General features: G+C 69.2%; 22 protein-coding genes. 9 read left to right on the forward strand and 13 right to left on the reverse strand.

Annotation, left to right across the window (positions count from 1 at the left end; all coding sequences use genetic code 11):
• Positions 1-203: 203 nt before the first annotated feature.
• Entirely contained in the window at positions 204-659 is a 456-nt protein-coding gene (locus ACFE7F_RS06720; protein WP_375403079.1) for a universal stress protein, read from the forward strand.
• Positions 660-663: 4 nt separating this feature from the next.
• Here the strand turns inward: ACFE7F_RS06720 and ACFE7F_RS06725 are convergent, their stop codons facing one another.
• The gene (locus ACFE7F_RS06725) at positions 664-1407 is read right to left on the reverse strand and encodes an HAD-IIB family hydrolase (protein WP_375403080.1); all 744 of its coding nucleotides are present in this window, start codon (positions 1405-1407) and stop codon (positions 664-666) included.
• 109 nt (positions 1408-1516) lie between these two features.
• On the opposite strand from ACFE7F_RS06725, the gene ACFE7F_RS06730 reads away from it, so the two are divergent.
• Positions 1517-2800 (forward strand): M20/M25/M40 family metallo-hydrolase, encoded by a 1284-nt coding sequence (locus tag ACFE7F_RS06730; RefSeq protein ID WP_375403081.1) that lies wholly within the window; start codon positions 1517-1519, stop codon positions 2798-2800.
• Positions 2801-2803: 3 nt separating this feature from the next.
• Here the strand turns inward: ACFE7F_RS06730 and ACFE7F_RS06735 are convergent, their stop codons facing one another.
• The 4 genes from ACFE7F_RS06735 to ACFE7F_RS06750 form a co-directional block, all read right to left on the reverse strand.
• The gene (locus tag ACFE7F_RS06735; protein WP_375403082.1) at positions 2804-3550 is read right to left on the reverse strand and encodes an RcnB family protein; all 747 of its coding nucleotides are present in this window, start codon (positions 3548-3550) and stop codon (positions 2804-2806) included.
• A gap of 107 nt (positions 3551-3657) precedes the next feature.
• Positions 3658-4140 carry a GAF domain-containing protein gene (locus ACFE7F_RS06740; RefSeq protein WP_375403083.1) on the reverse strand — a complete coding sequence of 161 codons (483 nt, stop codon included), beginning with the start codon at positions 4138-4140 and terminating at the stop codon, positions 3658-3660.
• Between the two features lie 111 nt (positions 4141-4251).
• The gene (gene arfB, locus ACFE7F_RS06745) at positions 4252-4650 is read right to left on the reverse strand and encodes an alternative ribosome rescue aminoacyl-tRNA hydrolase ArfB (protein WP_375403084.1); all 399 of its coding nucleotides are present in this window, start codon (positions 4648-4650) and stop codon (positions 4252-4254) included.
• A complete protein-coding gene (locus ACFE7F_RS06750) occupies positions 4643-5296 on the reverse strand; it encodes an RluA family pseudouridine synthase (protein ID WP_375403133.1) in 654 nt (217 codons plus the stop codon). Before ACFE7F_RS06750 ends, arfB begins: the two co-directional genes overlap by 8 nt.
• Between ACFE7F_RS06750 and ACFE7F_RS06755 the strand changes: the two genes are divergently transcribed.
• Positions 5291-6058: a M15 family metallopeptidase gene (locus ACFE7F_RS06755; RefSeq protein WP_375403085.1), complete on the forward strand. Its 768-nt coding sequence runs from the start codon at positions 5291-5293 to the stop codon at positions 6056-6058. The genes ACFE7F_RS06750 and ACFE7F_RS06755 overlap by 6 nt on opposite strands.
• Positions 6059-6207: 149 nt before the next feature.
• On the opposite strand, the gene wrbA is transcribed toward ACFE7F_RS06755, so the two are convergent.
• The gene (gene wrbA, locus ACFE7F_RS06760; RefSeq protein ID WP_375403086.1) at positions 6208-6810 is read right to left on the reverse strand and encodes an NAD(P)H:quinone oxidoreductase; all 603 of its coding nucleotides are present in this window, start codon (positions 6808-6810) and stop codon (positions 6208-6210) included.
• Positions 6811-6832: 22 nt separating this feature from the next.
• Positions 6833-7549: a pirin family protein gene (locus ACFE7F_RS06765; protein ID WP_375403087.1), complete on the reverse strand. Its 717-nt coding sequence runs from the start codon at positions 7547-7549 to the stop codon at positions 6833-6835.
• Positions 7550-7655: 106 nt separating this feature from the next.
• Between ACFE7F_RS06765 and ACFE7F_RS06770 the strand changes: the two genes are divergently transcribed.
• From ACFE7F_RS06770 to ACFE7F_RS06780, 3 genes are all read left to right on the forward strand, one after another.
• Positions 7656-8564 carry a LysR family transcriptional regulator gene (locus tag ACFE7F_RS06770; protein WP_375403088.1) on the forward strand — a complete coding sequence of 303 codons (909 nt, stop codon included), beginning with the start codon at positions 7656-7658 and terminating at the stop codon, positions 8562-8564.
• Between the two features lie 110 nt (positions 8565-8674).
• Positions 8675-9376, forward strand: a complete 702-nt coding sequence (ctrA, locus tag ACFE7F_RS06775) for a response regulator transcription factor CtrA (RefSeq protein ID WP_375403089.1) — start codon at positions 8675-8677, stop codon at positions 9374-9376.
• Positions 9377-9498: 122 nt separating this feature from the next.
• On the forward strand, positions 9499-10092 hold the full coding sequence (locus tag ACFE7F_RS06780) for a DUF4142 domain-containing protein (protein WP_375403090.1): 594 nt from the start codon (positions 9499-9501) through the stop codon (positions 10090-10092).
• 34 nt (positions 10093-10126) lie between these two features.
• Here ACFE7F_RS06780 and ACFE7F_RS06785 read toward each other — a convergent pair whose 3' ends face one another.
• Positions 10127-11773 (reverse strand): amidohydrolase, encoded by a 1647-nt coding sequence (locus tag ACFE7F_RS06785; RefSeq protein ID WP_375403134.1) that lies wholly within the window; start codon positions 11771-11773, stop codon positions 10127-10129.
• Between the two features lie 2 nt (positions 11774-11775).
• Complete coding sequence (locus tag ACFE7F_RS06790) at positions 11776-12639, reverse strand: NAD(P)-dependent oxidoreductase (RefSeq protein WP_375403091.1); 864 nt, start codon at positions 12637-12639, stop codon at positions 11776-11778.
• Between the two features lie 153 nt (positions 12640-12792).
• Here ACFE7F_RS06790 and ACFE7F_RS06795 point away from each other — a divergent pair, with 153 nt between their 5' ends.
• Positions 12793-14052: a threonine ammonia-lyase gene (locus ACFE7F_RS06795; RefSeq protein ID WP_375403092.1), complete on the forward strand. Its 1260-nt coding sequence runs from the start codon at positions 12793-12795 to the stop codon at positions 14050-14052.
• A 129-nt stretch (positions 14053-14181) separates the two neighbouring features.
• A complete protein-coding gene (locus ACFE7F_RS06800; RefSeq protein WP_375403093.1) occupies positions 14182-14952 on the forward strand; it encodes an arginyltransferase in 771 nt (256 codons plus the stop codon).
• 145 nt (positions 14953-15097) lie between these two features.
• Here ACFE7F_RS06800 and ACFE7F_RS06805 read toward each other — a convergent pair whose 3' ends face one another.
• Positions 15098-15700 (reverse strand): redoxin domain-containing protein, encoded by a 603-nt coding sequence (locus ACFE7F_RS06805; protein ID WP_375403094.1) that lies wholly within the window; start codon positions 15698-15700, stop codon positions 15098-15100.
• Positions 15701-15716: 16 nt separating this feature from the next.
• Entirely contained in the window at positions 15717-17744 is a 2028-nt protein-coding gene (locus ACFE7F_RS06810; protein ID WP_375403095.1) for a protein-disulfide reductase DsbD family protein, read from the reverse strand.
• Positions 17745-17801: 57 nt separating this feature from the next.
• On the opposite strand from ACFE7F_RS06810, the gene ACFE7F_RS06815 reads away from it, so the two are divergent.
• On the forward strand, positions 17802-19550 hold the full coding sequence (locus tag ACFE7F_RS06815) for an alkaline phosphatase family protein (RefSeq protein WP_375403096.1): 1749 nt from the start codon (positions 17802-17804) through the stop codon (positions 19548-19550).
• Positions 19551-19553: 3 nt separating this feature from the next.
• Here the strand turns inward: ACFE7F_RS06815 and ACFE7F_RS06820 are convergent, their stop codons facing one another.
• The gene (locus ACFE7F_RS06820) at positions 19554-20480 is read right to left on the reverse strand and encodes a right-handed parallel beta-helix repeat-containing protein (RefSeq protein ID WP_375403097.1); all 927 of its coding nucleotides are present in this window, start codon (positions 20478-20480) and stop codon (positions 19554-19556) included.
• 129 nt (positions 20481-20609) lie between these two features.
• A complete protein-coding gene (gene metH / locus ACFE7F_RS06825; RefSeq protein ID WP_375403098.1) occupies positions 20610-23198 on the reverse strand; it encodes a methionine synthase in 2589 nt (862 codons plus the stop codon).
• Positions 23199-23314: the final 116 nt, after the last annotated feature.

Raw genomic sequence — 23314 nt, forward strand, 5'->3', positions numbered from 1 at the left:
CAGCCTTCACCAGCCACTTGGCAAGCGTCCCCTCCTCCATCGTCGGCGACAAGGCAGGCATCTTGATCTCGGTCGGCATGGACGGAACCTCGGGGGGAAGGGGCGCGCTCCAAGAAGCCCAGCGTCCCGCGCGCGTCAAGGGCGCGCCCTTGCGCGTCCCGCCGCGCCGCGCCACGCTCGCGCTGAACGACGAGGGCCGGCGCATGCGGATTTATCTGGTGGTGGTGGACGAGACGCCCGAATCGGGCATCGCGCTGCGTTTCGCGGCGAGGCGCGCGGTGAAGACGGGCGGCGGCGTCGAGATCCTGTCCGTCATCCCGCCGCAGGAATTCATTGCGTTCGGCGGCGTCCAGGCGACCATCGAGGAGGAGGCGCGCCTGCATGCCGAGGGGCTGGTCGCGCAGGCAGCGGGCGCGATCATCGAGGAGTCGGGCCTGCGTCCATCCATCACCGTGCGCGAGGGGGAGGGCGCGCGCATCATCCGCGATCTGATCGCCGCCAACCCGGACATCGCCGCGCTGGTGCTGGGCGCCGCCGCGACCGGCTCGCCCGGGGCGCTGGTCGCGCATTTCGCGGGCACCGACGCGGGCGCGCTCGCGGTGCCGGTGATGATCATCCCCGGCTCGCTCACGCCCGAGGCGATCGACCGGCTGAGCTGACCTTCTACTTCCCGCAGGCGACGATCGCCGCGATCACCGCGATCGTTTCCTGCGGGTCGCGCACGCGGACCGTGTCCAGGCCGAGCATCTTGGCCGGGTAGTCGTTGCCGCCCGGGAAGATCGCGTCGCCGATGAACATCATGGCGTCCAGCGGCACGCCGCTCGCGTCGCGGAGCTTCTTGAGGCCGTACGCCTTGTCCACGCCCTCGCGCGTGATATCGATCGAGGTCGCGCCGCCCATGTTGATCGACAGGCCGGGGAGGCGCTTCGCCAAGTCGGCCTGGATGACCTTGCGCTTGGCGAAGTCGGGGTCCCAATGCTCCTTCTCCTCCAGCGGCGCCTGCTGGCCGAGCGCGGAGAAGGTGACCTGGCTGCCCCGGTCCTCCACCTGCTCACCCCAAGTTCGCTCGGGCTTGAAGCCCGTCGCGGCGAGCGAGGCGGCGAACGCTTCGACGATCTTGCGCCGCTCCTCGTCGGAGAACAGCTCGGCGAAGACCGGAGCCCAATCGTCCTTGTAGGTGTAGAGCTTGGTGCCCGTGGTCGGCATCAGCCACAGCTTCGTCCGGTCGACGCGGTCGGGTAACCTGGAGGCGACCTGCTTCTGGAACTGCGGCCAGTCGCCGCCCGAGATCACCGCGACGTGCGCCACGCCCAGCAGGTCGGCCAGCGCCTCGCCCATGTCGTCCTGAAGCGGCTGTTTGGAGAGGGCGAGCGTTCCGTCGAGGTCGAAGGCGACAAGCTGCTTCACGGCGGGGATCTCCGGGTTGGGTCGCCCGCCCCTAACCGCTTGCCCCGCGCCGGTGAAGGGGCGCGATCGGGGCTTGAGCGGGCGCGCGAACCGGGCCACCCTGCAACCTATGTCCATCCTGATCCTCGCCGCCGCGGCAGCCGCCCAGCCCTCCCCCGCCCGCCTGCGCGCCGATGTGGAGGCGATGGTCGGCTTTGGCACCCGCCACACGCTGTCGACCACCACCGACCCGCGGCGTGGAATCGGGGCGGCGCGGAATTGGGCGCAGAGCCGTTTCGAGGCGATCTCGCGCGAATGCGGCGGGTGCGTGACCGTCGAGCGGATCTCGCGCACCTTCACCGGCCCGCGCGCGCCCAGCGGCGTGGTCGTGGAGAACGTGCTGGGTGTCCAACGCGGACGCGACCCGAACCGCTACGTCATCATCGGCGCGCATATCGACAGCCGCGTGACCGGCGAGATGGATTCCACCTCCGACGCGCCGGGCGCGAACGACAACGCCTCGGGCGTAGCGTTGGTACTCGAGGCGGCGCGCGCGTTGTCCAAGCGGCAATTCGACGCGACGATCGTGTATGCGGTCTTTTCGGGCGAGGAGCAGGGGCTGTGGGGCGGCACGCTGCTCGCCGAGACGGCGCGGGCGCGCGGCTGGCGCGTGTCGGCGATGCTCAACAACGATATTGTCGGCAACTCGGTCGGCCAGGGCGGCGTCCGCGAGGCCGGGCGTGTGCGCGTCTTCTCCGAGGGGATCCGCGCTTCGGAGGAGCTGACCGACCAGATCCGCAGGCGCGCCGACGGCGGCGAGGACGACGGCCCCAGCCGCGCGCTCGCCAAGCTGATCGACGGCGAGGCTACAGGCTTGCGCGGCGGACTCGATGTGTTCGTCGACCGCCGTCCCGACCGCTTCGGGCGCGGGGGCGACCATGAGCCGTTCCTGCGGCTGGGCTATCCCGCCGTACGCTTCACCGTCGCCAACGAGAATTGGGACCGGCAGCACCAGGACCTGCGCACCGTGGGCGGCGTCGAGTATGGCGACACGGTTGCGGGCATGGATTTCGCTTATCTGGCCAAAGTGACGGCGATCAACATCGCCGCCGCGTCGCGCCTGGCGTCCGCGCCCGCGGCGCCGGACGGTGCGTCGATGTCGGGCGCGATCAGCCGCGACACGACGGTGAAGTGGAACCCGGTCCCGAACGCTGCGCGCTACCGCGTTCGCTGGCGCCGCACCGACCGGATGGAATGGACCGACATGCGCGAGATGACGGGCGCGACCACGGCAGTGCTGACCCAGGTGCCCGTCGACGATCACCTGGTCGGCGTGTCGTCGGTCGCCGCGGACGGCACCGAGAGCCTGGTCAGCTTCGCGGGCCGCGAGGCTCCACCCCCGCCGCGTCGCTGACGCTCAGCGCCGCCGCAGCTTCGACCTGTATGGGCGAGCGGCCGATCGCGAGTAGGTGACGGTTTCGTCCACATAGTCGGTGGTGGTAGTCGTGGTCGTCACCGACGGTTGCGTCCGGACGGTGATCGTGGTCACGCCCGGGCCGGTATTGACCAGATGGCTTCCGCCCGACGGAACCGTGACGGTGTAGTCGGACGAGCGTTCATAGCCGTCGTCGTACCGTTCGTTCGAATCGTCATCGTAGCGACCGCGCCGCCCGTAATCGTCCGAGGCGTAGCCGTCGGACCGGTAAGCCGGCCCCTCATCCATCCGGTCGCCCGCATAGGCCCGCCCGCTATCGAACCGGTCCCAATCTACCCCGAAGCGGGTGTCGAATACCGTGCCGCGCGCGTCGAGAAGCACGGCGTCATCATAGTAACGAACCCAGCGATACCCGACCGGCGGCTCATCGAGCCCGTAATCGCGCCAATCCGCAACCTGAAAGCGCGCCGCGTTCCAGTAGGTCGGCACCGCGAGCCCGCGCACCGGCTGGCGGTAGGCGGCGTACCCGCCCGGTGCGCTGGCCGCAGCCCACCAGCGCCCATCGACCTTGCGGCCCCAACGCGAATAGCCGTCCACGGGCGGCGCGACATGCATTGGCGGGGCGGCGCTCGTACCCGGCGCGGGATAGCGCGCGCCCGGCCCCGACTGCGCAGCGACCTCACCCGACAGCCCGACGAGCCCCAACCCGGCGATCAACAGACCTCGCATCGCTCCATCTCCCGCTCGTCCCGTACGGATCGTGATCCGCGCGACAGCTGATGCGGATATCACGTCGCCCGTCCTCCCCGAAACCGGCGCGCCGGTCCCGAAATGGATCAGAACAGCCGATCGGCGAGCAGCGCCGCCAACGCCTCGCACCCGCGCGCATCCTCCATGTCGAAGCGGCCCGGCGACGGACTGTCGAGATCGAGCACCCCGAACAGCAAGCCGCCGCGCTCGATCGGCACGACCAGTTCCGACCGGCTCGCCGCGTCGCAGGCGATATGACCTGGAAAGGCGTGGACGTCGACCACCAGCTGCGTCTGGCGCGTCGCGGCCGTGGTGCCGCACACGCCCTTGCCGACCGGGATGCGGATGCACGCGGCCTTGCCCTGGAACGGCCCGAGCACGAGTTCGCCGTCCAGCAGCCGGTAAAAGCCCGCCCAGTTCAAGTCGGACAGATACTCCCACAACAACGCGGCGGCGTTGGCCATGTTGGCGACCGCGTCGGGCTCGCCAGCGGTAAGCGCGTCGAGCGCGCTCAGCAGCTCGCGATAGAGTTCGGGCTTGGCCCCGGCGGCAATAGCGAATTGGTGCATCTTCTCACTCTCCCGCTTGTGGGAGAGGGCCGGGGAGAGGGGCTGTACAGAGTACCGCCCTCTTCTCGGCCCCTCTCCCCGACCCTCTCCCCGCAAGCGGGGATAGGGAGACTAGTCCACATCCACCCGCCCCCTACCGGCCTTTACCGCGCCGCGTCCCTTCTTCGTGTCCACCCGCCGCGCCTTCGCCGCGCGGCTCGGCTTGGTCTTTACCCGCCGCGCTTCGCGCTCCTCAGCCCCCGCCAGCAACCCCGCCAGCCGCGCCCGTGCGTCCGCCCGGTTCGCCTCCTGCGTGCGGTAGCGCCTGGCCGTGAGCACAAGCACCCCCGCCGCCGTCAGCCGCGATCCCGCCGCCAGCTTCAACCGGCGGTACGTCTCGGGATGCAGCCCCAGCCGGAACACGTCCACCCGCAGCTGGCACGCGGTCGCGACCTTGTTGACGTTCTGTCCACCCGGCCCGGTCGCCGCGAGGAAGCGCTCCTCCAGCGCGTCCTCGGGCACGTCAACCATCGCCGAAGCCGGCGGCGGCGAACCGTTCGGGCGTCGGCGCGGTCGCCTCGATCGGCAACTTGTCGCCCCGGTCGAGCCGTATCCACGCCGCATGCAGCAGCATTCCGCCGGGCTCGCCGTTACCGTACACCGGATCACCCACGACCGCCGCGCCCAGCCCGGTCGCGGCGTGGACGCGGATCTGGTGCGTGCGACCCGTCTCCGGCCGGAACTCGACGAGCGATCGGCCGCCGCGCGCCTCGATCAGCCGCCAAGGCGTCCTGGACGCCTTCCCGTTCGGGTCGCCGATCATCCGCCATCCCGTCTCGGCGGTGGAGACCTTGAGCAGCGGAAGGTCGATCACGCCCGCGTCGCCGTCGGGCACGCCGTCCAGCACCGCGAGATAGCGTTTCTCCACCGCGCCGGCTTCCCATAACCGCTGGAACCGCGCATGCGCCTTGGGATTGCGCGACAGGAGCAGGCATCCGCTCGTATCGCGGTCGAGGCGATGGACGGGCAGCGGCCAGCGCTTGAACCCGAAAGTGAGGCTGTCGAGATGGTTTTCGAGCGACAACGACCCGTCGCGGGGCGGATCGACCGGCAGCCCGGCGGGCTTGTCGATCACCAGGGCCTCGCCGTCGAGGAACAGGACGCGGTCGCCGTGCATCGGCGACGCCATGGCATCGCCGGGGTACTCGGCGCAACCGCGCTGGTGCTGGCGTCCCCTGCCGCCGCGCAGTTGTGCGACGGCGAAAGCGGACAGCGGTCCGCCGACGGGCGGGTGCTCGGCCACCTGCCCTACGGCCAGGTTCCCGACACCGAGCTCGTCGACGCGCCTCCGGGCTTCGCGCTGAACCGCTGCCGCATCCGCGCCGACATGTACGCCGATCTCCAGCGCCTGCTGACCGCAGCCGCGGGCGACTCCCGGGCGGCGGGGGCCTTGCGCGGCCTGTCGTGTCATCGCACGCTCGTCCGCCAGGGATCGGTCTTCTGCCGCGAGCGGCCCGACGGCGACCCCGCCGATCGCGCCATCTCGGTCGCGCCGCCGGGCCATAGCGAGCACACCACCGGCTATGCGATCGATTTCGCGGTTCGCCCGTCGCTCGGCTGTCCCGATGCGGAAGCGTGCATGTCCACGCTACCGGCCGCGCGCTGGTTGCGCGAAAACGCTGTACTCTACGGCTTCGAGCAGAGCTTCGCCGCGGGCAACCGGCAGGGCGTCAAATGGGAGCCGTGGCATTGGCGCTGGGTCGGCGTGAGCCGCCACGCCCCCGGCGCGGCGCGCGCCCGCGCCACCTTCGCGCGCGCGCGGGCGGAGTTCCCGGCGAACCCCGGCCTGGTCGATCCGCCGCGCGTGGTGCGGACGATCGCGGAACCACCGCCTGCGCGGCCGCCGGTGGAAGGCAAGCGCAAGAAGCGTCGCCGCTAGTCCTCCCCCGAAAGGGGAGGGGGACCGTTCGCGTTCTTCACGCGAATAGTGGAGGGGTAGCTCTCGACGAGGCCAGGCCTAGCCTTGTCGAGAGCTACCCCTCCGTCACGCTTTCGACGCGCCACCTCCCCTTCTAAGGGAGGATGAACTCAGGCGAACAGCTTGGCCGCGACCTCGGCGATCCTGCGTCCCTGGTACCGTGCTCCGTCGAGTTCGCTCGCGCTGGGCTGACGATCGCCCTTGCTGTCGGAGATCGTCGTCGCGCCGTACGGCGAGCCGCCCTTGACCTCCTCGACGCCGAGCTGACCCTGGAAGCCGTAATCGAGCCCGACGATCGTCATCCCCATGTGCATCAGGTTGGTGATGATGGAGAATAAGGTCGTCTCCTGCCCGCCATGCTGACTCGCGGTCGAAGTGAACGCGCCGCCGACCTTGCCGTTGAGCGCGCCCGTCGCCCACAATCCGCCCGTGGTGTCCCAGAAGGTCGCCATCTGGCTGGTCATCCGGCCGTATCGAGTGGGCGTGCCGACGATGATCGCGTCATATGTCCGGAGCGCGTCGGCGCTCTCGATCACCGGATGCGAGGTGTCCGTCTTGAAGTGTGCCTGCGCGACCACCTCGGGCGGAGCGGTCTCGGCCACGCGGCGGATGTCCACCTCCGCTCCTGCTCCGCGCGCGCCCTCGGCGACCGCGTCGGCCATCCGCTCGATATGGCCGTAAGACGAGTAGTAGAGCACCAGAACCTTGGTCATCGTCATTCTCCTTTGAAGCCGTTCATTCCGAATCGACGAGGACGATCTCGGCATCGGCCAGCGCCTCGATCGTCACGGTGCGCGCGCCCGTCAGCGCCACGCCGTCGCGCGCCTCGACGGGTTCGCCGTCGATCGACAAGCGGCCGGTCGCCGGGACGAGATAGACGTGCCGCCCTGCGCCGATCGTATGCTCGACGCGTTCGCCCGCCTTGATCGTCGCGCCCATGACCCGCGCGTCCGCTCGGATCCGCAGCGCCTCGCCGTCCTCCGGAAAGCCGCTCGCCAGCACCGCGAACCGGCCGGAGCGGTCGCCCTTGGGAAAAGGCCTCGCCCCCCAGCTGGGCTCGCCGCCACGCTGGCGCGGCTCGATCCAGATCTGGAAGATGGTCGTGGCCTCGTCTTCCAGATTATACTCGGCATGGCGGACGCCCGACCCGGCGCTCATCACCTGGACGTCGCCCGCTTGCGTGCGGCCTTCGTTGCCGAGCGAGTCCTTGTGCGAGATCGCGCCCGAGCGGACATAGGTGATGATCTCCATGTCGCGGTGCGGGTGCGGCGGGAAGCCGGATTTGGCGGCGATCACGTCGTCGTTCCACACCCGGATCGCGCCCCAGCCCATGCGGGCGGGATCGTGATAGCCTGCGAACGAGAAATGATGGCGGGCGTCGAGCCAGCCGTGATCGGCATGACCCAGACTGGCGAAGGGGCGGCGGTCGATGATGGTCGTGGTGTCGAGCATGGGAGCACCCTCCTGTTGGTCGGACCCTAGATAGGCCGTCCGCCGTCTCCGTGAATGGAAACGCTGGAAACGAATGGTTGCCGGGTTTAGCCTGCCGCGCTCGCATATGAACAAGCTCCCCGATCTCGAAGCCTGGGCGATCTTCGCCGCCGTCGCCGAGCAGCGCTCCTTCAGCGGCGGGGCCGCCGCGCTCGGCCTGTCGAAGGCGACCGTGTCCAAGGCGATCGCGCGGCTGGAGGCGCGGCTCGGCCAGTCGCTCTTCCACCGCACCTCGCGCCGCCTGTCGCTGACGGAGGCGGCGGGTCCGCTCGCCGAGCGCGCACGCGCGATGGTCGCCGAGGCGGAGGCCGCCGAAGAGGCAGCGCGCGACGGCGCGACCTCCCCCGCCGGGCGCATCCGCGTAGCCGCGCCCATGGGCTTCGGCGTCGCCTCGGTCGCGCCCGTGCTAGCGGGGTTCCTGGACGCGCACCCAATGGTCGAGATCGACCTGCACCTGTCCGACGCGCGGACCGACATCGTAGCGGGCGGGTTCGACCTGGCGCTTCGGATCGGCGAGCCGCCCGACAGTTCGCTTCGCGTCCGGCGGTTGTGCGCGGTCGACTTCCACATCGTCGCCTCGCCGCTGTACCTGACGCGCCATGGCCGCCCGGCCCACGCCGCCGAGCTCGCCCGGCACCGCCTGCTCGCCTACAGCAACATCCCCGGCCCGTGGCGGATGCGCGGGTCGGGCGGCGAGGAGGTCGTCGTACCGCCCGTCGGCCCGCTGCTCGCCAACAGCGGCGACGCGCTCCTGCCCGCGCTGATGGCGGGACTTGGGATCGCGCAACTGCCGAGCTTCATCGTCGGCCCGCACCTCGCCTCGGGCGTGCTGGAGGCGATCTTGCCCGATTGGACGCCGCCTCCCACCGCGCTTCACCTCCTCACCCCGCCCGGCACGCTGCGCCCGGCGCGGGTCGAGGCGTTGATCGCCTGGCTGGCCAAGCATCTGCGGGATTCGGGAGCGCCGTTTTCTTAACGTTTGTTTCCGCTTGCTAACTGCGAATTAACCTTTCGCCTTCAGATGTCGTGTGGTTAATTGATCCGGAGGCCGGGGTGGACACGGGCCGTTACGGGGGGAAATGATCGATGCGCGTACTGTTGATCGAAGACGAGCCGACGACCGCCAAGGCCATCGAGCTCATGCTGACGACCGAAGGCTTCAACATCTACACCACCGACCTGGGCGAGGAGGGGTTGGATCTGGGCAAGCTGTATGATTACGACATCATCCTGCTCGACCTGAACCTGCCCGACATGCACGGTTACGACGTCCTGAAGAAGCTGCGCGTCGCCAAGGTGTCGACCCCGGTGCTGATCCTGTCGGGGGTCAACGAGATGGACTCGAAGGTCCGCTCGTTCGGCTTCGGCGCGGACGATTACGTGACCAAGCCATTCCACCGCGAGGAGCTCGTCGCGCGCATTCACGCGGTCGTGCGCCGCTCCAAGGGTCATTCACAGTCGGTGATCCGCACGGGCAAGCTGGCGGTTAACCTCGACGCCAAGACGGTCGAGGTCGACGGCAGCCGCGTCCACCTGACCGGCAAGGAATATGCGATGCTGGAGCTGCTCTCGCTCCGCAAGGGCACGACCTTGACCAAGGAGATGTTCCTTAATCACCTGTATGGCGGGATGGACGAGCCCGAGCTCAAGATCATCGACGTGTTCATCTGCAAGCTCCGCAAGAAGCTGTCGCTGGCCTGCGAAGGCGAGAACTACATCGAAACGGTGTGGGGCCGCGGCTACGTCCTGCGCGAGCCCGATGAGATGGTCGCCGCGCAGGTCGCCTGACCACCCTGTCCTTCGCGGAACAGGCCGCGACGTCTTGGGGCGTCGCGGCTTGTTCCATTTCGGTGGAACAGGAGAGGTCCCGCTTCGTTCCACGTGGGTTCCCTTATCGAAGGACCCATCCGATGAAGCATTTCCTTCTCGCCGCGACGGCGTTCGCCCTCGCCGCTCCCGTGATCGCCCAGACCAACTATCAGGGCATGAACCATTCGATGCCGGCCGGCGGAGCGATGTCCGCGGCCGACGTCGGCGTCGCGCCGCTGACCGGCACCACGCCCACCGATTACGTCAAACTGGCCGCCGACAGCGATATGTACGAGATGCAGTCGAGCCGTCTCGCGCTATCCAAGTCGCAGCGCGACGACGTGAAGGGGTACGCCCGCGAGATGATCGCCGATCACACCACCACGTCCAAGGCGCTGATGGCGGCGCTCAAGAACGGCGACCGCACGATCGCCAAGCCGTCCACCCGCCTGTCGGCGCAGAACGCCGCCAAGGTCGCGCTCCTGAACCGCGCACCCAAGGCGAGCTTCGACCAGCTCTATCTGCAGCAGCAGCTCGAATCGCACCAGACCGCCTGGGCGCTGCATAAGGGCTTCGCCACCGACGGCGCGGACGCCTCGCTCCGTCAGGTCGCCGCGACCGCAGTGCCGATCGTCGAGCGCCATGTGATGCACGCCAAGCAGATGGCCCCGGCATCGATGTCGCCCGCCATGTAACCGACGGGGGCGGGGGCTTCGACCTCCGCCCGTCTTACCTGCGCTCGAACATTCTCTCGCCGCCAACCCAGGTCTCCTCGACTTTCGTCGCGCGCAGCTCGGTCGGCGCGGCGAGCGTGGGATCGCGGTCGACGATGATGAAGTCCGCGCGCTGCCCCGGGGCCAGCCGTCCGAATCGATCCTCCGCGAAACCCGCATAGGCGCCGTCGCTCGTGAACGCCTTCCACGCCTGTTCGCGCGTCACGCGCTCCTGCGGCTGCCATCCGCCGAAGGGCTGCCCCTCCGCATCGGCGCGCGTGAATGCCGCCGCCCAGCCCGCGAACGGATCGGGCCGCTCGACCGGATAATCCGACCCGAAGGCCAGCCGCCCGCCACGCGCCAATACCGAGGCCCACGCATACGCGCCGGCCAGCCGCGCGGGTCCCAGCCGCGCCTCGGCCATCGTCCGGTCGCTCGTCTGGTGGACGGGCTGCATCGACGCGATCACGCCGTTCTTGCCGAAGCGCGCGAGATCGACCGGATCGACCACCTGCGCATGCTCGATCCGCCAGCGTCGGTCGCCCTTGTAGGTCAGCGCCAGCTCGTCGATCGCGTCCAGCACCTGCGCGTTCGCCCGGTCGCCGATCGCGTGCACCGCGACCTGGTACCCGTCCATCGAGGCCCGGCTCATCAGGTTGCGGATCACATCGTCCGACTGGAAGCCCAGCCCCCGCTCGCGCGGCGCGTCGGCGTACGGTGCCTTGAGCCACGCCCCGCGCGACCCGAGCGCTCCGTCGCCATACAGCTTGACCCCAACCAGCTTCAGCCTGTCGCCGTAAAGCCACGGCGTCGGCCCCGTGCCGCCGATCCTGACCGTCTCCTCGACCCCGCCGCCATAGCTCATGATGCGGACGCGCAAATTGCCCAGGTCGCCCATTCGGCGGTAGGTCTGCCACTCGTCCAGTGTGGTGCCCATGTCGGCGGTCGCGGTGATCCCGCTCGCAAGCAGCAGCGTCTGCGCCTTGATGAAGGCGGCGTCGCGGTCCTTGGCCGACGGCTGCGGCACCGCCTTGGCCACGAGCGCCTCGGCCGCGTCGACAAAGATGCCCGACGGTTGCCCGCCCGCCATCTCGATCCGCCCGCCCGCCGGCGACACGCTGCGTGCGGTCACCCCGGCCGCGCGCATAGCGGCGCTATTGCCCCAGCTCGCATGCCCGTCGGCGCGCGACAGCCACACCGGCCGGTCGCCGACGACCGCGTCGAGCTCGGCCGCGGTCGGGAAGCGGCCCAGCCCCCATCGCTCCTGATTCCAGCCTCCGCCCACGATCCATTTCCGCTCCGGGTTGGCCTTGGCGTAGGCCGCGACCGCCGCCTGCGCCTCGGCCAACGAACGCGTGCCCGACAGGTCCAGCTCCAGCGCGCGAAAGCCCAGCCCCATGAAGTGCCCGTGCGCGTCGACGAAGCCGGGCAGCAGCACGCGCCCCTTCATGTCGACCCGCCAATCGAGCTTGTCGGGCAACTTGTCGCGCGTCTTGAGCAGCTTGGCGACCCGCCCGTCGCGCGTGACCTGCAGCGCCGTAAACCGCTCCACGCGCCCATCCTTGTCGAGCGTCACGCCCGTCGCGTTATACACCAGACCGTCCGCCAGCACCGGCGCCGGCAGGATCGCAGTCGCCGCCAGCAGGATACGCACACTCACCATTCTCACTTACGCAATCTCCGCACCAACGCGCTCGTATCCTGCCGACCACCGCCCATCGCCTGCACCTCGGCATAGAACTGGTCCACCAGCGCCGCCACGGGCAGCGCCGCCCCGTTCACCCGCGCCTCGTCGATCGCGAGCCCCAGGTCCTTGCGCATCCAGTCGACCGCGAAGCCGAAATCGAACCGATCGTCGGCCATGGAGCTCCAGCGGTTCACCATCTGCCAGCTCTGCGCCGCGCCGCCCGACACAGCCGCGAATACCGCGTCGAGATCGAGACCGGCACTTTGCGCGAATCGCAGCGCCTCCGACAGCCCGCCGAGCACGCCCGCGATCGCGATCTGGTTGACCATCTTGGTCTGCTGCCCCGCCCCCGACGCGCCGACATGCACGACGCGAGCGGCATAGACCTGGAGGAGCGGCTCGGCCGCCGCGAACGCCTGTGGAGACCCACCGCACATCACCGACAGCTTGCCCGCCTCCGCCCCCGCTTGCCCGCCCGACACCGGCGCATCGAGCACCAGCAGCCCGCGCGTGTCACCCTCCTCAGTCAGCCGCCGCGCGATCGCCGCCGACACGGTGGTGTGATCGACGAACAGCGCACCCGCCCGCATCGCCGCGAACGCGCCGTCCGTCCCCAGCGTCACCGCCGCGAGGTCGTCGTCGTTGCCGACGCAGGTCAGCACGACATCCGCGCCGTCCGCCGCCGCCGCGGGCGTTGCCGCCACGCAACCGCCATGCTCGGCCACCCACGCCTCGGCCTTGGCGGTCGTGCGGTTGTACACCGTCACCTCATGCCCCGCCGCGGCGAGATGCCCCGCCATGGGCGCACCCATCACGCCCGTCCCGATCCACCCGATCTTCATGGACCGAGGCATAGGGGCGGTTCCCCGCCCGCGCCAGATGGTCTAGCCCGTCCTCTTCCGTTCGGGCTGAGCTTGTCGAAGTCTTGTTCTTTTTCCGATCGGGATCACGAAGAACGACCCTTCGACAAGCTCGGGGCGAACGGAAGAACAAGCATGGCCACCCAGCGCGTCCAATCGGCAACAGAGCTTCCCGTCACCCTCGCCGACGTGCAGGCCGCGCACGCCCGCGTACGCGACCATATCGTCCGTACCCCCACCTTCGTCAGCCGCACCCTGTCCGAGCTGACCGGCGCGTCCGTCTACCTGAAATTCGAGAACCTGCAGTTCACCGCCGCCTACAAGGAACGCGGCGCGCTCAACACGCTGCTCCAGCTCTCGCCGCAAGCGCGCACCACCGGCGTGATCGCCGCCTCGGCGGGCAACCATGCGCAAGGGCTTGCCTATCACGCGAACCGCCTCGGGATCCCCGCCACGATCGTCATGCCGCGCACCACGCCGATCATGAAGGTCATGCAGACCGAGGGCCACCGCGCCACCGTCGTGATCGAGGGCGAGACCTACGACGCCGCCTACGCCCACGCCCGCCTGCTGGAGGCGGAGCGCGGCTTGACCTTCGTCCATGCCTTCGACGATCCGCGCGTCATCGCCGGGCAAGGCACCGTCGCGATCGAGATGCTGGAGGACGTCCCCGCGATCGACATGCTGGTCACCCCGATCGGCGGCGGCGGGCTCATCTCGGGCATGGGCGTGGTCGCCCGTGCGGCCAGCCTGGACCGGGGCGGCCGCGCGATCGAGGTCGTGGGCGTCGAGGCCGAACTGTTCCCGTCCATGTACAACCGTATCAACGGCACCGACCACCCCTGCGCCGGCGATACGCTGGCCGAGGGCATCGCGGTCAAGGAGCCCGGCGGCATCACCTCCGCGATGGTAGCCGAGCTCGTCGACGACATCCTCCTCGTCTCCGAGCGCAGCCTGGAAGAGGCGGTCAGCTTGCTGCTCCAGATCGAGAAGACCGTGGTCGAGGGCGCGGGCGCGGCCGGGCTCGCGGCGCTGCTGCAGCATCCGGAGCGCTTCCGCGGCCGGACCGTCGGCGTCGTGCTGTGCGGTGGCAACATCGACACGCGCCTGCTCGCCAACGTGCTGCTGCGCGATCTCGCCCGCTCAGGCCGCCTCGCGCGCCTGCGCATCCGCTTGCAGGACCAGCCCGGCGCGCTGTTCAACGTGGCGCGCATCTTCGACCAGGAACGCGTCAACATCATCGAGGTCTATCACCAGCGCGTCTTCACCACGCTCCCCGCCAAGGGCCTCGTGACCGAGATCGAGTGCGAGACCCGCGACCGCGCACATCTCGACCGTTTGTTCGCCGCGCTTCGCGGGGGCGGCTATGAGGTCGCGCCGGTCGAACTCGCCTGACTCTCTTGGCTGGGCGGCGAGGTATTAACCCTCATTCTTGGTGAAGCGCCTTTCATCCATGGCCAGACGCGGCCATAGGTCGACGCGGCTCCCCGGATCGCCGGGAGCGGCAGAAAGGTCCAGCAGGCGGTGACAGCGCCCTTCCGTTTCCCGCGCTTCTTCGTCACCAGCCCGTCGCCGTGCCCCTATCTTCCGGGGCGGCAGGAGCGGAAGGTGTTCACCGAACTCACCGGCCCGCACGCCGGCGAGCTGAACGACGCGCTCGGCCGCATCGGTTTCCGCCGGTCGCAAGGCGTCGCTTACCGTCCGTCCTGCGCGGGCTGCTCGGCCTGCGTGTCGGTACGGGTGGTCACGCCCGAGTTCCGCCCCAACGCCACCCAGCGCAAGCTCATACGCCGCCACGACGACCTTCAGGTCTCCGCCTGCCGCGCCTGGGCCACCGACGAGCAATATCGGCTGCTCCGCCGCTACCTCGCCACCCGTCACCCGAGCGGCGGGATGGCGGGCATGGACGAGGAGGATTACGCCGACATGGTCGAGCATTCCCCCGTCAACTCGCTCATCATCGAATATCGCGAGCCGTCCGCACACGGCCGTGGCCGCCTGGTCGCCGCATGCCTGACCGACCGCCAGGCGGACGGGCTGTCGATGATCTACAGCTTCTTCGCCGCCGACGAGGACGGGCGTCCGGGCCTGGGCAACTTCGTCATCATGGACCACATCCTGCGCGCCCGCGAAGCGAACCTGCCGTACGTGTATCTCGGCTATTGGGTGAAGGGCTCACCCCGCATGGCATACAAGACCCGCTATCGGCCGATCGAGGTCCTCGGCCCCGCCGGCTGGCGGCGCATGGACGACGACCCCGCGCCCGTCCTCCCGCCCCGTGGGCGCGTGACCTGAACCCTCTCCCGCTTTCGCGGGAGAGGGAAAGACGTGGCGTAGCCGCGGCGAGGGTGAGGGGCGGACCTTTCCGGGAGAGGTCCGCCCCTCACCCTGGCGCTCACGCGCCTGTCCCTCTCCCGCAAAAGCGGGAGAGGGTAGAAAGTCACCCCGCATACTTTACGCTGCACCCGTATGGCCGCGTCTCGGGCACCGATACCGGCCTGCCCGCCTTCAGCTCGCCCAGCGCCGCCAGCACGTGGTTGCGCGCGCCCGCGATATCCGACCGGTCCGCCGTCGGCTTGTCGTCGATCCCGCCCTGGTAGCGCATCACGCCGCGTCCATCGATGACATACAGATGCGGGGTCGTCTTGGCGGCGTACCCGCGCCCGACGCGCCCCTCCGGATCGAGCAGGTACGCGGTCGGCCGCGCCTTGGCTTTCGCCACGAACGCCCGCGCCTCAGGACCCGTCATGTGCCCCTGCTTACCTGGCGCACCCGAGTTGACGGTCAGCCACACCGCCCCGCCCGCCGCGGCCGTTCCTTGCGTCCGCTGCATGTTGCCGCTGTCGTAATGCTTTTGGACATACGGGCAGCCGGGGTTGTTCCACTCCAGCACGACCGTCCGCCCGCGATAGTCGGACAACGACACCGTCTTGCCCGCCATATCGGTCAGCCGGAAATTGCCCGCCGCCTGCCCGGTCGTCTGTTGGGCGGTGACCGGGACCGCCAGAACCGTCGCGGCAAGGGCTGTCCACAAAACGCGCATCACACTTCTTCTCCTCTCAGCCCCGCCGCTCGCCGGCCAGGGCAGTCAACATCGACGGCGTCAGCACCTGCGGCAGCACCCGGGCGTTCGCCTCGCCCGGTGCATACCACAGATATAGCGGCACGCCCGCCCGGTTGTGGCGCTCGATGAAGCGGCCGAGCTCGGCGTCGCCGTCGGTCCAGTCGCCCTTGAGCACGGCGACCTTGCCGCCCGCGAAGCCGTCGCGGACCACCGCCCGGTCGATCGCGCCCGCTTCGTTCACCTTGCAGGTCAGGCACCAGTCGGCGGTGAAATACGCGAAGACCGGCCGACCCTCGCTCCTGAGCGACGCGAGCCGCGCTTCGGTGAACGTCTCGTCCCCGCCTTGCGCGACCTCGGCCGAAGCCTTGGTGCGCGGCACCAGCGTCGCCGCGCCGACCGTAAGCGCCAACGCCGCGAGCAGCGCCACACCCACGCCGCGCCCGGCACATTGCCGCCGCCCCGCAACCCAAAGCGCGAAACCGACGAGGAGCGCAGCGAGCAGGCCCAGCGTCATGGCGTCGACCCCCGCCTGCCGCCCCAGCACCCAGGCGAGCGCGAGCGCGGTGAGCCACATCGGCACGGCGAGCACGCGCCGGAACCGCTCCATCCACGCGCCGGGCTTGGGCAACCGCCGCCGCAGCGCGGGCACGAAGCCGATGAGCAGGAACGGCAGCGCCAGCCCCAGCCCCAGCCCGCCGAAGATGGCGAGCGCTGCGTACCAGGGCAGCACCAACGCAGCGCCGAGCGCCGCGCCCATGAATGGACCGGTGCACGGGGTCGCCACTATCGCCGCAAGCGCCCCCGTGGCGAAGGCGCCGCCAGGCCCGCCCTTCGTCGCGACGCTGACCGACGGCACCTCCCACAATCCCGACAGGTTGAGCGCGATCGCGACCGTCAGCGCCAGCAGCACGACGATCACCCGAGGATCCTGCAGCTGGAACGCCCAGCCGACCATCAACCCGCCCGCCCGCAGCAGCAGGATCGCCGCGCCAAGTCCTAGACACACCAGCACGACCCCCGCCGTATAGGACAGCGCCTCGCGCCGCGCCGCGCCCGCATCCGCGCCCGACCTGGCGAGGCTCAGCGCCTTCAGGCTCAGGATCGGGAACACGCACGGCATGACGTTGAGCAGCAGCCCGCCCAGCACCGCCCCGCCGAACGCCAGCAGCGCCACCAACCAGTCCGCGTCCGCTGCGCCGCCCGCCCCGACCGCGACTACTCCCGGGCGCGCGGTCAGCGCGAATCCTTGCCCCTCGCCCGTCGCGAGCACGCCCCGCAGCACCGATGGCGCGGTCCCAACCGGTGCGGCCGCCGTCTCGATCAGCACGGCGTCGCCCGACCGCGTCACCGACTGCCCGGCGGCGTAATCGATCGCGCCGCCCTCGATCGGGTAGAAATACGCATCCTTGAGTGGCGCGCCCGCCGGGAACGGCACCGCCATCCGGAACCGCTTGTCCGCGACCGCGAACGTCGCCTCACTCCCCAGCGGCTTGGGCAGCGCGCGCCGCCATCCGTCGAACCGCACGCGCGTCGCCGGATCGATCGCGCCGTCGCCGACCACCAATTCGGTCGCAAGCTCACGCGACTCGGGCACGCAGATCTCGACGGTGCAGACGAGGTAGTCTGCCTTAACCCGAAGCGGCAGCCGCGTCCCCGCCGCCAGCCCGGCCGGGACCGCCAGCTCGACGAATTGGACCCAGGGCCGCTCATAGACATAGTTCATCAACCCGGACACGATCAGCCGGCTCGGCACCGGATACTGGAGCGGCCCGGCCGTCACCCCCGCCGGCAACGTCCAGGCGAGCGTCGTCTCCACCCCCGCATCGCCGCCGTTCTTCCAGTAGCCGTGCCACCCCGCTTCGGGCGTTGAAACGAACGCGAGCGTCACTCGCCCACCCGCCGCCGGACGCGGCGTTTCGGCGACCAGCTCCATCCTGACATGCTTCGCATCCGGCAGCTGCGCCGACGCCGGGCCGATCCAGGCGAGCAGCGTCATCGCCATGCAAACAAGCGCGCGGATCATTGCCCAATTCCCATCCCCCGCACATAGCGCGTCGCACCCCGGACCCCAAGGATGCCCATGAAAGCGTTCCTAGCCGCCCTCCTAGCCACCGGAGCCGCGCCCACTCCCCCTTCCGTTCGCCCTGAGCTTGTCGAAGGGTCGTTCTCCTCTGCTCGGACCATCGAAGACGGACAAAGCTTCGACAGGCTCAGCTCGAACGGCGGTGTGCAGGTACCCGCTATCCGCCCCGCCTTCTCGAACGGGCGGGTAGAGACCTCCGGCCTCCGCGCCGCCCCCAAGCTCATCGTCGCGATCTCGGTCGACCAGCTTTCCGCCGACCTGTTCGCGCAGTACCGCCAGCACTTTACCGGCGGCTTCGCTCGGCTGCTGCGCGGCGCGGTGTTCCCGTCGGCTTATCAGGGGCACGCGGCGTCGGAGACCTGTCCGGGCCATTCCACGATCCTGACCGGCTATCACCCCGCCAAGACCGGCATCGTCGCCAACAATTGGGTCGACCAGAACGCCCCGCGCGCCGACAAGCTCGTCTATTGCGCCGAGGACGAGCGCGCGCCCGGGTCCGACCACACGAAGTACACCGCCTCCGACATCCACCTGAAAGTACCGACGCTGGGCGAGCGCCTGAAGGCCGTTACCCCCGCCACCCGCGTCGTCTCGGTCGCGGGCAAGGACCGCGCCGCCATCATGATGGGCGGACACAAGGTCGACGAGCTCTGGTGGTGGGATGGCAAGACCTACAGCTCCTACGCCGGCCGCCCCGTCCCACCCGTCGTCCAGCGCACCCGCGACGCCGTCGCCGCGCTGATCGCCCGCCCGCAGGAGGCGCTGCCGCTCCCCAGCTTTTGCGCCCCCGTAGACCGCGCCACCCGCATCGGCGAACAGATGCTTGGGCGAGGTCGGTTCGAGCGCGCGGCAGGAGATGCGCGCGCGTTCCGCGCCTCCCCCGCCGCTGACGCGGCCGTGCTGTCGCTCGCCGCCGGGCTGGTCCAGGACATGAAGCTCGGCCGCGGGCCCGCCACCGACGTGATCGCGATCGGCGCGTCCGCGACCGACTATGTCGGCCACAGTTTCGGTTCGGGCGGCGCGGAAATGTGCGTGCAGCTGGCCGAACTCGACGCCGCGCTCGGCGGCTTCCTCGACGTGCTCGACCAGACCGGGGTCGACTATCAAGTCATGCTCACCGCCGACCACGGCGCGCACGACGCGACCGAGCGCCAGCGCAAACGCGCCATGCCGATGGAGGCGCGCGTCGAACCCGCACTCGCGCTGAAAGCGATGGACGCCGCGATCACCGCCGAACTCAAGCTCTCCGGCCCCGTCCTCCTCGCCGCGGAGGGCGACGTGTATATCGATCGCAAGCTGCTCCCCGCCACCCGCGCCCGCATCCTCGCCATCGCCAAACGACGCTACCTCGCGCAGGCCCAAGTCGCCGCCGCCTACACCGCCGCCGAGATCGCCGCGACGCCGATCCCGACCACTCCACCCGAAACCTGGACGCTGCTGGAGCGCGCGCGCTCCAGTTACGACCCGGCGCGCTCGGGCGACCTGCTTGTCCTCCTCAAGCCCCGCGTCACCGCCATCGAGAAGCCCGGCCCCGGTTACGTCGAGACGCACGGCAGCCCCTGGGACTATGATCGCCGCGTGCCACTCATCTTCTGGCGCAAGGGCCAGCCCGGCTTCGAACAGCCGCTCTCGGTCGAGACGACCGACATCCTCCCCACCCTGGCGGCTCCCCTCGGACTAGCCGTCCCGGGCGTGGACGGCCGCTGCCTCGATCTCGACCCTGGTGAGGAAGACACTTGCCGCTGACACCTACCGCGCCTCGTACGCCTTGATACCCGTCCCCAACCTATTCGCCCCGATCATCACCCGCTCCCCGCTCCAGTTCGCCACGAACGCGGGCGACCGAGTCTCCCCCGGCGCAAGCCGCGCGTCGTTGCCTTCGACCCGCAACCCCGCCGACGGGTACCTGCGCTGCTCCGCCGCCACCGCGATCAGCGCCGACCAGTTCTCCTTGCCCCGTCCCTGGACGAAGGTATTGCGCGCGATCAACCCCGACGCACCTTCGGGCAAGTCGATCATGTAGTTGGTCTTTGCTCCTCGCACGTCGTCGAAGCTGTTGTCGGTAATCGACACGTTCAGCGCGCGGAGTTTGACATAGTGCCCGCCCCGCCCCCGCTCGAAGCGGGAGTTGGTGACGGACACGGTGCCCTCCGTCCCGAGGTAGATCGAATGCGCGCAGTCGGGCGTCTCGTCGCACTGACCCAGCCCCGCGAAGGTCGATCGGTCGATCGAGATCCGCCGAGAGTTCTGAGGGTTGCCGAGGATGCCTTCCTGGCTGTCGAGGAACATCGAGTTGGTCACCGTGAGATCGCCGATCTCGATGCGGATGCCCGCCCCGTTGCCGTCGGGCACGCGGATGCCTCGGAACACTAGCCCGTCCACGACCGATCCACTGCCGCGCAGCACCAGCACCGCCTTGCCCTCGCATGCCGTCCCGTTGAAGATCGCCGTTCCCGGTCGTTCGGCGCGAAAGGTGATCCGCCCCGCCTGCTGGATGCCGCAATCCCGGTGGACGCCTGGCGCGATGGTGATGGTGGCGTCGCGCCCGCGCATGGACATCAGCGCATCGTCGAGCTTGCCGAAGTGCTCGCCCGTCTCCGCCACGGTATATGGCCCCGCAGTCTGCGCGGCGGCGGGCGCGGCCAAGGTGATCAGGAGAGCAAGGGTCAGGCGCATGAGGGAGTTCCTTCCACCACGAAGCCTGTCCGCCACCGCTCCTCGACGCCATCCGTGAAAATGGTGAACGCCGCGCTTGGAGCGCCCGACAGGTTGCGCCCGCCCCGAACCGTCCCGTTACGGCGCAATTCAATCCAGGTTGGGCCGAAGCCACCGCTCCGCCTGCTCGACCGGCACGCCGCGCCGGACCGCATACTCCTCCACCTGATCGTGCCCGATCCGCGCCACTCCGAAATACTCCGCCTGTGCATGCCCCAGATAGAAGCCCGATACCGCCGCGGTCGGCAGCATCGCGAAACTGTCTGTCAGCTTCAACCCGACCGCCTCTTCCGCCCCCAACAGATCGAATAGCTGGCGCTTGAGTGAGTGTTCCGGGCACGCCGGATAACCCGGCGCGGGCCGGATACCTCGATACTTCTCACGGATTAGCGCCTCGTTGGTCAGTTGCTCGTCGGGCGCATAGCCCCACAGATCGGTCCGCACGTGCCGGTGCAGCGCCTCCGCAAACGCCTCCGCCAATCGATCGGCCAGCGCCTTCAGCAGGATATCGTTATAATCGTCGTGCCCCGCCTTGTAGGCCGCGATATGGCTGTCGATCCCGTGGATGCCAACCGCGAACCCGCCGATCCAATCCCCCGCTGGATCGACGAAGTCCGCCAGGCACATATTCGCCCGCCCCTCCCGCTTGGCGATCTGCTGGCGGAGGAAGGGCAGGCGCGTGCCCGTGCCCAGGACCACATCGTCGCCGTCGCGCGAACATGGCCAGAGTCCTGCGACTCCGCGCGCCGTCAGCCACTTCTCCTCGACGATGCGGTCGAGCATGGCCTGAGCGTCTGCATACAACCCGGACGCGCTCTCCCCGACGACCTCGTCCGTCAAGATCGCGGGGAAGTTCCCCGCCAGCTCCCAAGCACGGAAGAACGGCGTCCAGTCGATGTACCGGCGCAGGTCGGCCAGATCCCACGCGTCGAACCGGTGCACCCCCGGCTTGGCCACATCGGGAGCCTTCAGCGCCATATCCGCCATGAACCCCCGCGCGCGCGCCTCGATAAGCGGGAGCAGGTCGTTGCCCGTCCGGCCCGCCCGCGCCTCACGCACCGCGTGATAGTCCGCCGCGACCCCGGCGACATACTCGTCGCGCGTAGTATCGCTGACCAAGGTCGTCGCAACGCCCACCGCACGGCTCGCATCCAGCACATGCACGACCGGCCCGTCATACGCCGGCGCGATCCGGAGCGCGGTGTGGACCTTCGACGTCGTCGCACCGCCGATCAGCAGCGGCATCGCCATCCCCGCGCGCTTCATTTCTTCGGCGACGGTGACCATCTCGTCGAGCGAGGGCGTGATCAGCCCCGACAAACCGATCATGTCGGCGTCGTTCTCGTTGGCGGCCTCCAGGATCTTCGACCAGGGTACCATCACGCCCAGATCGACCACGTCGAACCCATTGCACTGGAGCACGACGCCGACGATGTTCTTGCCGATATCGTGGACGTCGCCCTTGACGGTCGCCATGATGATCTTGCCCTTGCCGCGCGCACCGGGCTCCTTGGACGCCTCGATGAAGGGCAGCAGGTGCGCCACCGCCTTCTTCATTACCCGTGCGCTTTTAACGACTTGCGGCAGGAACATCTTACCCGATCCGAACAGGTCGCCGACGACGTTCATCCCGTCCATCAGCGGCCCCTCGATCACCTCGATCGGCCGCGCATAGCCCTGTCGCGCCTCCTCGGTATCGTCGACGACATGCGCGTCGATGCCTTTGACCAGCGCATGCTCGAGCCGGCGGCGCACGTCCCATCCGCGCCACTCCGCCGCCTGCGCTTCGACCACCGGGTCCGATCCCCGGTACCGCTGGGCGAGCGCGATCAGTCGCTCGGTCGACCCGGGATCGCGGTTTAGAACGACGTCTTCACACGCCGTACGAAGCTCCGCGTCGATCGTGTCGTACACGTCGAGCTGCCCGGCATTGACGATCGCCATGTCCATCCCCGCCGGGATCGCATGGTACAGGAACACCGAATGCATCGCTCGCCGAACCGGCTCGTTGCCACGGAACGAGAAGCTCAAATTCGACAAGCCGCCCGAGATGTGGACGTGCGGGCAGTTCGCCTTGATGTCGCGGCAGGCCTCGATGAAATCGACGCCGTAGTTATTGTGCTCCTCGATCCCCGTCGCGACCGCGAACACATTAGGGTCGAAGATGATGTCCTCGGGCGGAAAGCCAATGCCGACGAGCAGCGCGTAGGCGCGCGAGCAGATCTCGACTTTGCGCTCCCGCGTGTCCGCCTGACCGACCTCGTCGAACGCCATCACCACCACTGCCGCGCCGTATGCCATGCAGGTACGCGCCTGCGACAGGAAGGGAGCTTCGCCCTCCTTCATGCTGATCGAATTGACGATCGGCTTGCCCGACACGCATTTCAGTCCGGCCTCGATCACGCTCCATTTCGAGCTGTCGACCATGAACGGGATGCGCGCGATGTCGGGCTCGGCGGCAATCAGCTTCAGGAACGTGGTCATCGCATGGTGGGCGTCGAGCAGCCCTTCGTCCATGTTGACGTCGAGCACCTGTGCGCCCGCCTCGACCTGCTGGCGCGCGACCTCGACCGCGGCCGGGTAGTCGCCGGCCATGATCAGCTTCTTGAAGCGCGCGGAGCCGGTGACGTTGGTGCGCTCGCCGATGTTAACGAGCTGGGCGGTGGATTGAGCAGTCATCTTCTACCTTCTTCCCCTCTCCCGCTTTCGCGGGAGAGGGTGGCCGAGCATAGCAAGGTCGGGTGAGGGCAGTTCACGACACGCACTGCCCTCACCCTAGCGCTTACGTGCCTGTC

Origin of the sequence: uncultured Sphingomonas sp., from assembly GCF_964235535.1 — a bacterium.
In the GTDB taxonomy this organism is placed as follows: Bacteria; Pseudomonadota; Alphaproteobacteria; order Sphingomonadales; family Sphingomonadaceae; genus Sphingomonas.

Bases quoted from the DNA above. Each gene is read 5' to 3' on its own strand.
- ACFE7F_RS06720 (WP_375403079.1), top strand. From the start codon at position 204: ATGCGGATTTATCTGGTGGTGGTGGACGAGACGCCCGAATCGGGCATC.
- ACFE7F_RS06730 (WP_375403081.1), top strand. From the start codon at position 1,517: ATGTCCATCCTGATCCTCGCCGCCGCGGCAGCCGCCCAGCCCTCCCCC.
- ACFE7F_RS06735 (WP_375403082.1), bottom strand. From the start codon at position 3,550: ATGCGAGGTCTGTTGATCGCCGGGTTGGGGCTCGTCGGGCTGTCGGGT.
- ACFE7F_RS06740 (WP_375403083.1), bottom strand. From the start codon at position 4,140: ATGCACCAATTCGCTATTGCCGCCGGGGCCAAGCCCGAACTCTATCGC.
- arfB (WP_375403084.1), bottom strand. From the start codon at position 4,650: ATGGTTGACGTGCCCGAGGACGCGCTGGAGGAGCGCTTCCTCGCGGCG.
- ACFE7F_RS06750 (WP_375403133.1), bottom strand. From the start codon at position 5,296: ATGCACGGCGACCGCGTCCTGTTCCTCGACGGCGAGGCCCTGGTGATC.
- wrbA (WP_375403086.1), bottom strand. From the start codon at position 6,810: ATGACCAAGGTTCTGGTGCTCTACTACTCGTCTTACGGCCATATCGAG.
- ACFE7F_RS06765 (WP_375403087.1), bottom strand. From the start codon at position 7,549: ATGCTCGACACCACGACCATCATCGACCGCCGCCCCTTCGCCAGTCTG.
- ACFE7F_RS06770 (WP_375403088.1), top strand. From the start codon at position 7,656: ATGAACAAGCTCCCCGATCTCGAAGCCTGGGCGATCTTCGCCGCCGTC.
- ctrA (WP_375403089.1), top strand. From the start codon at position 8,675: ATGCGCGTACTGTTGATCGAAGACGAGCCGACGACCGCCAAGGCCATC.
- ACFE7F_RS06780 (WP_375403090.1), top strand. From the start codon at position 9,499: ATGAAGCATTTCCTTCTCGCCGCGACGGCGTTCGCCCTCGCCGCTCCC.
- ACFE7F_RS06785 (WP_375403134.1), bottom strand. From the start codon at position 11,773: ATGGTGAGTGTGCGTATCCTGCTGGCGGCGACTGCGATCCTGCCGGCG.
- ACFE7F_RS06790 (WP_375403091.1), bottom strand. From the start codon at position 12,639: ATGAAGATCGGGTGGATCGGGACGGGCGTGATGGGTGCGCCCATGGCG.
- ACFE7F_RS06795 (WP_375403092.1), top strand. From the start codon at position 12,793: ATGGCCACCCAGCGCGTCCAATCGGCAACAGAGCTTCCCGTCACCCTC.
- ACFE7F_RS06805 (WP_375403094.1), bottom strand. From the start codon at position 15,700: ATGCGCGTTTTGTGGACAGCCCTTGCCGCGACGGTTCTGGCGGTCCCG.
- ACFE7F_RS06810 (WP_375403095.1), bottom strand. From the start codon at position 17,744: ATGATCCGCGCGCTTGTTTGCATGGCGATGACGCTGCTCGCCTGGATC.
- ACFE7F_RS06815 (WP_375403096.1), top strand. From the start codon at position 17,802: ATGAAAGCGTTCCTAGCCGCCCTCCTAGCCACCGGAGCCGCGCCCACT.
- ACFE7F_RS06820 (WP_375403097.1), bottom strand. From the start codon at position 20,480: ATGCGCCTGACCCTTGCTCTCCTGATCACCTTGGCCGCGCCCGCCGCC.
- metH (WP_375403098.1), bottom strand. From the start codon at position 23,198: ATGACTGCTCAATCCACCGCCCAGCTCGTTAACATCGGCGAGCGCACC.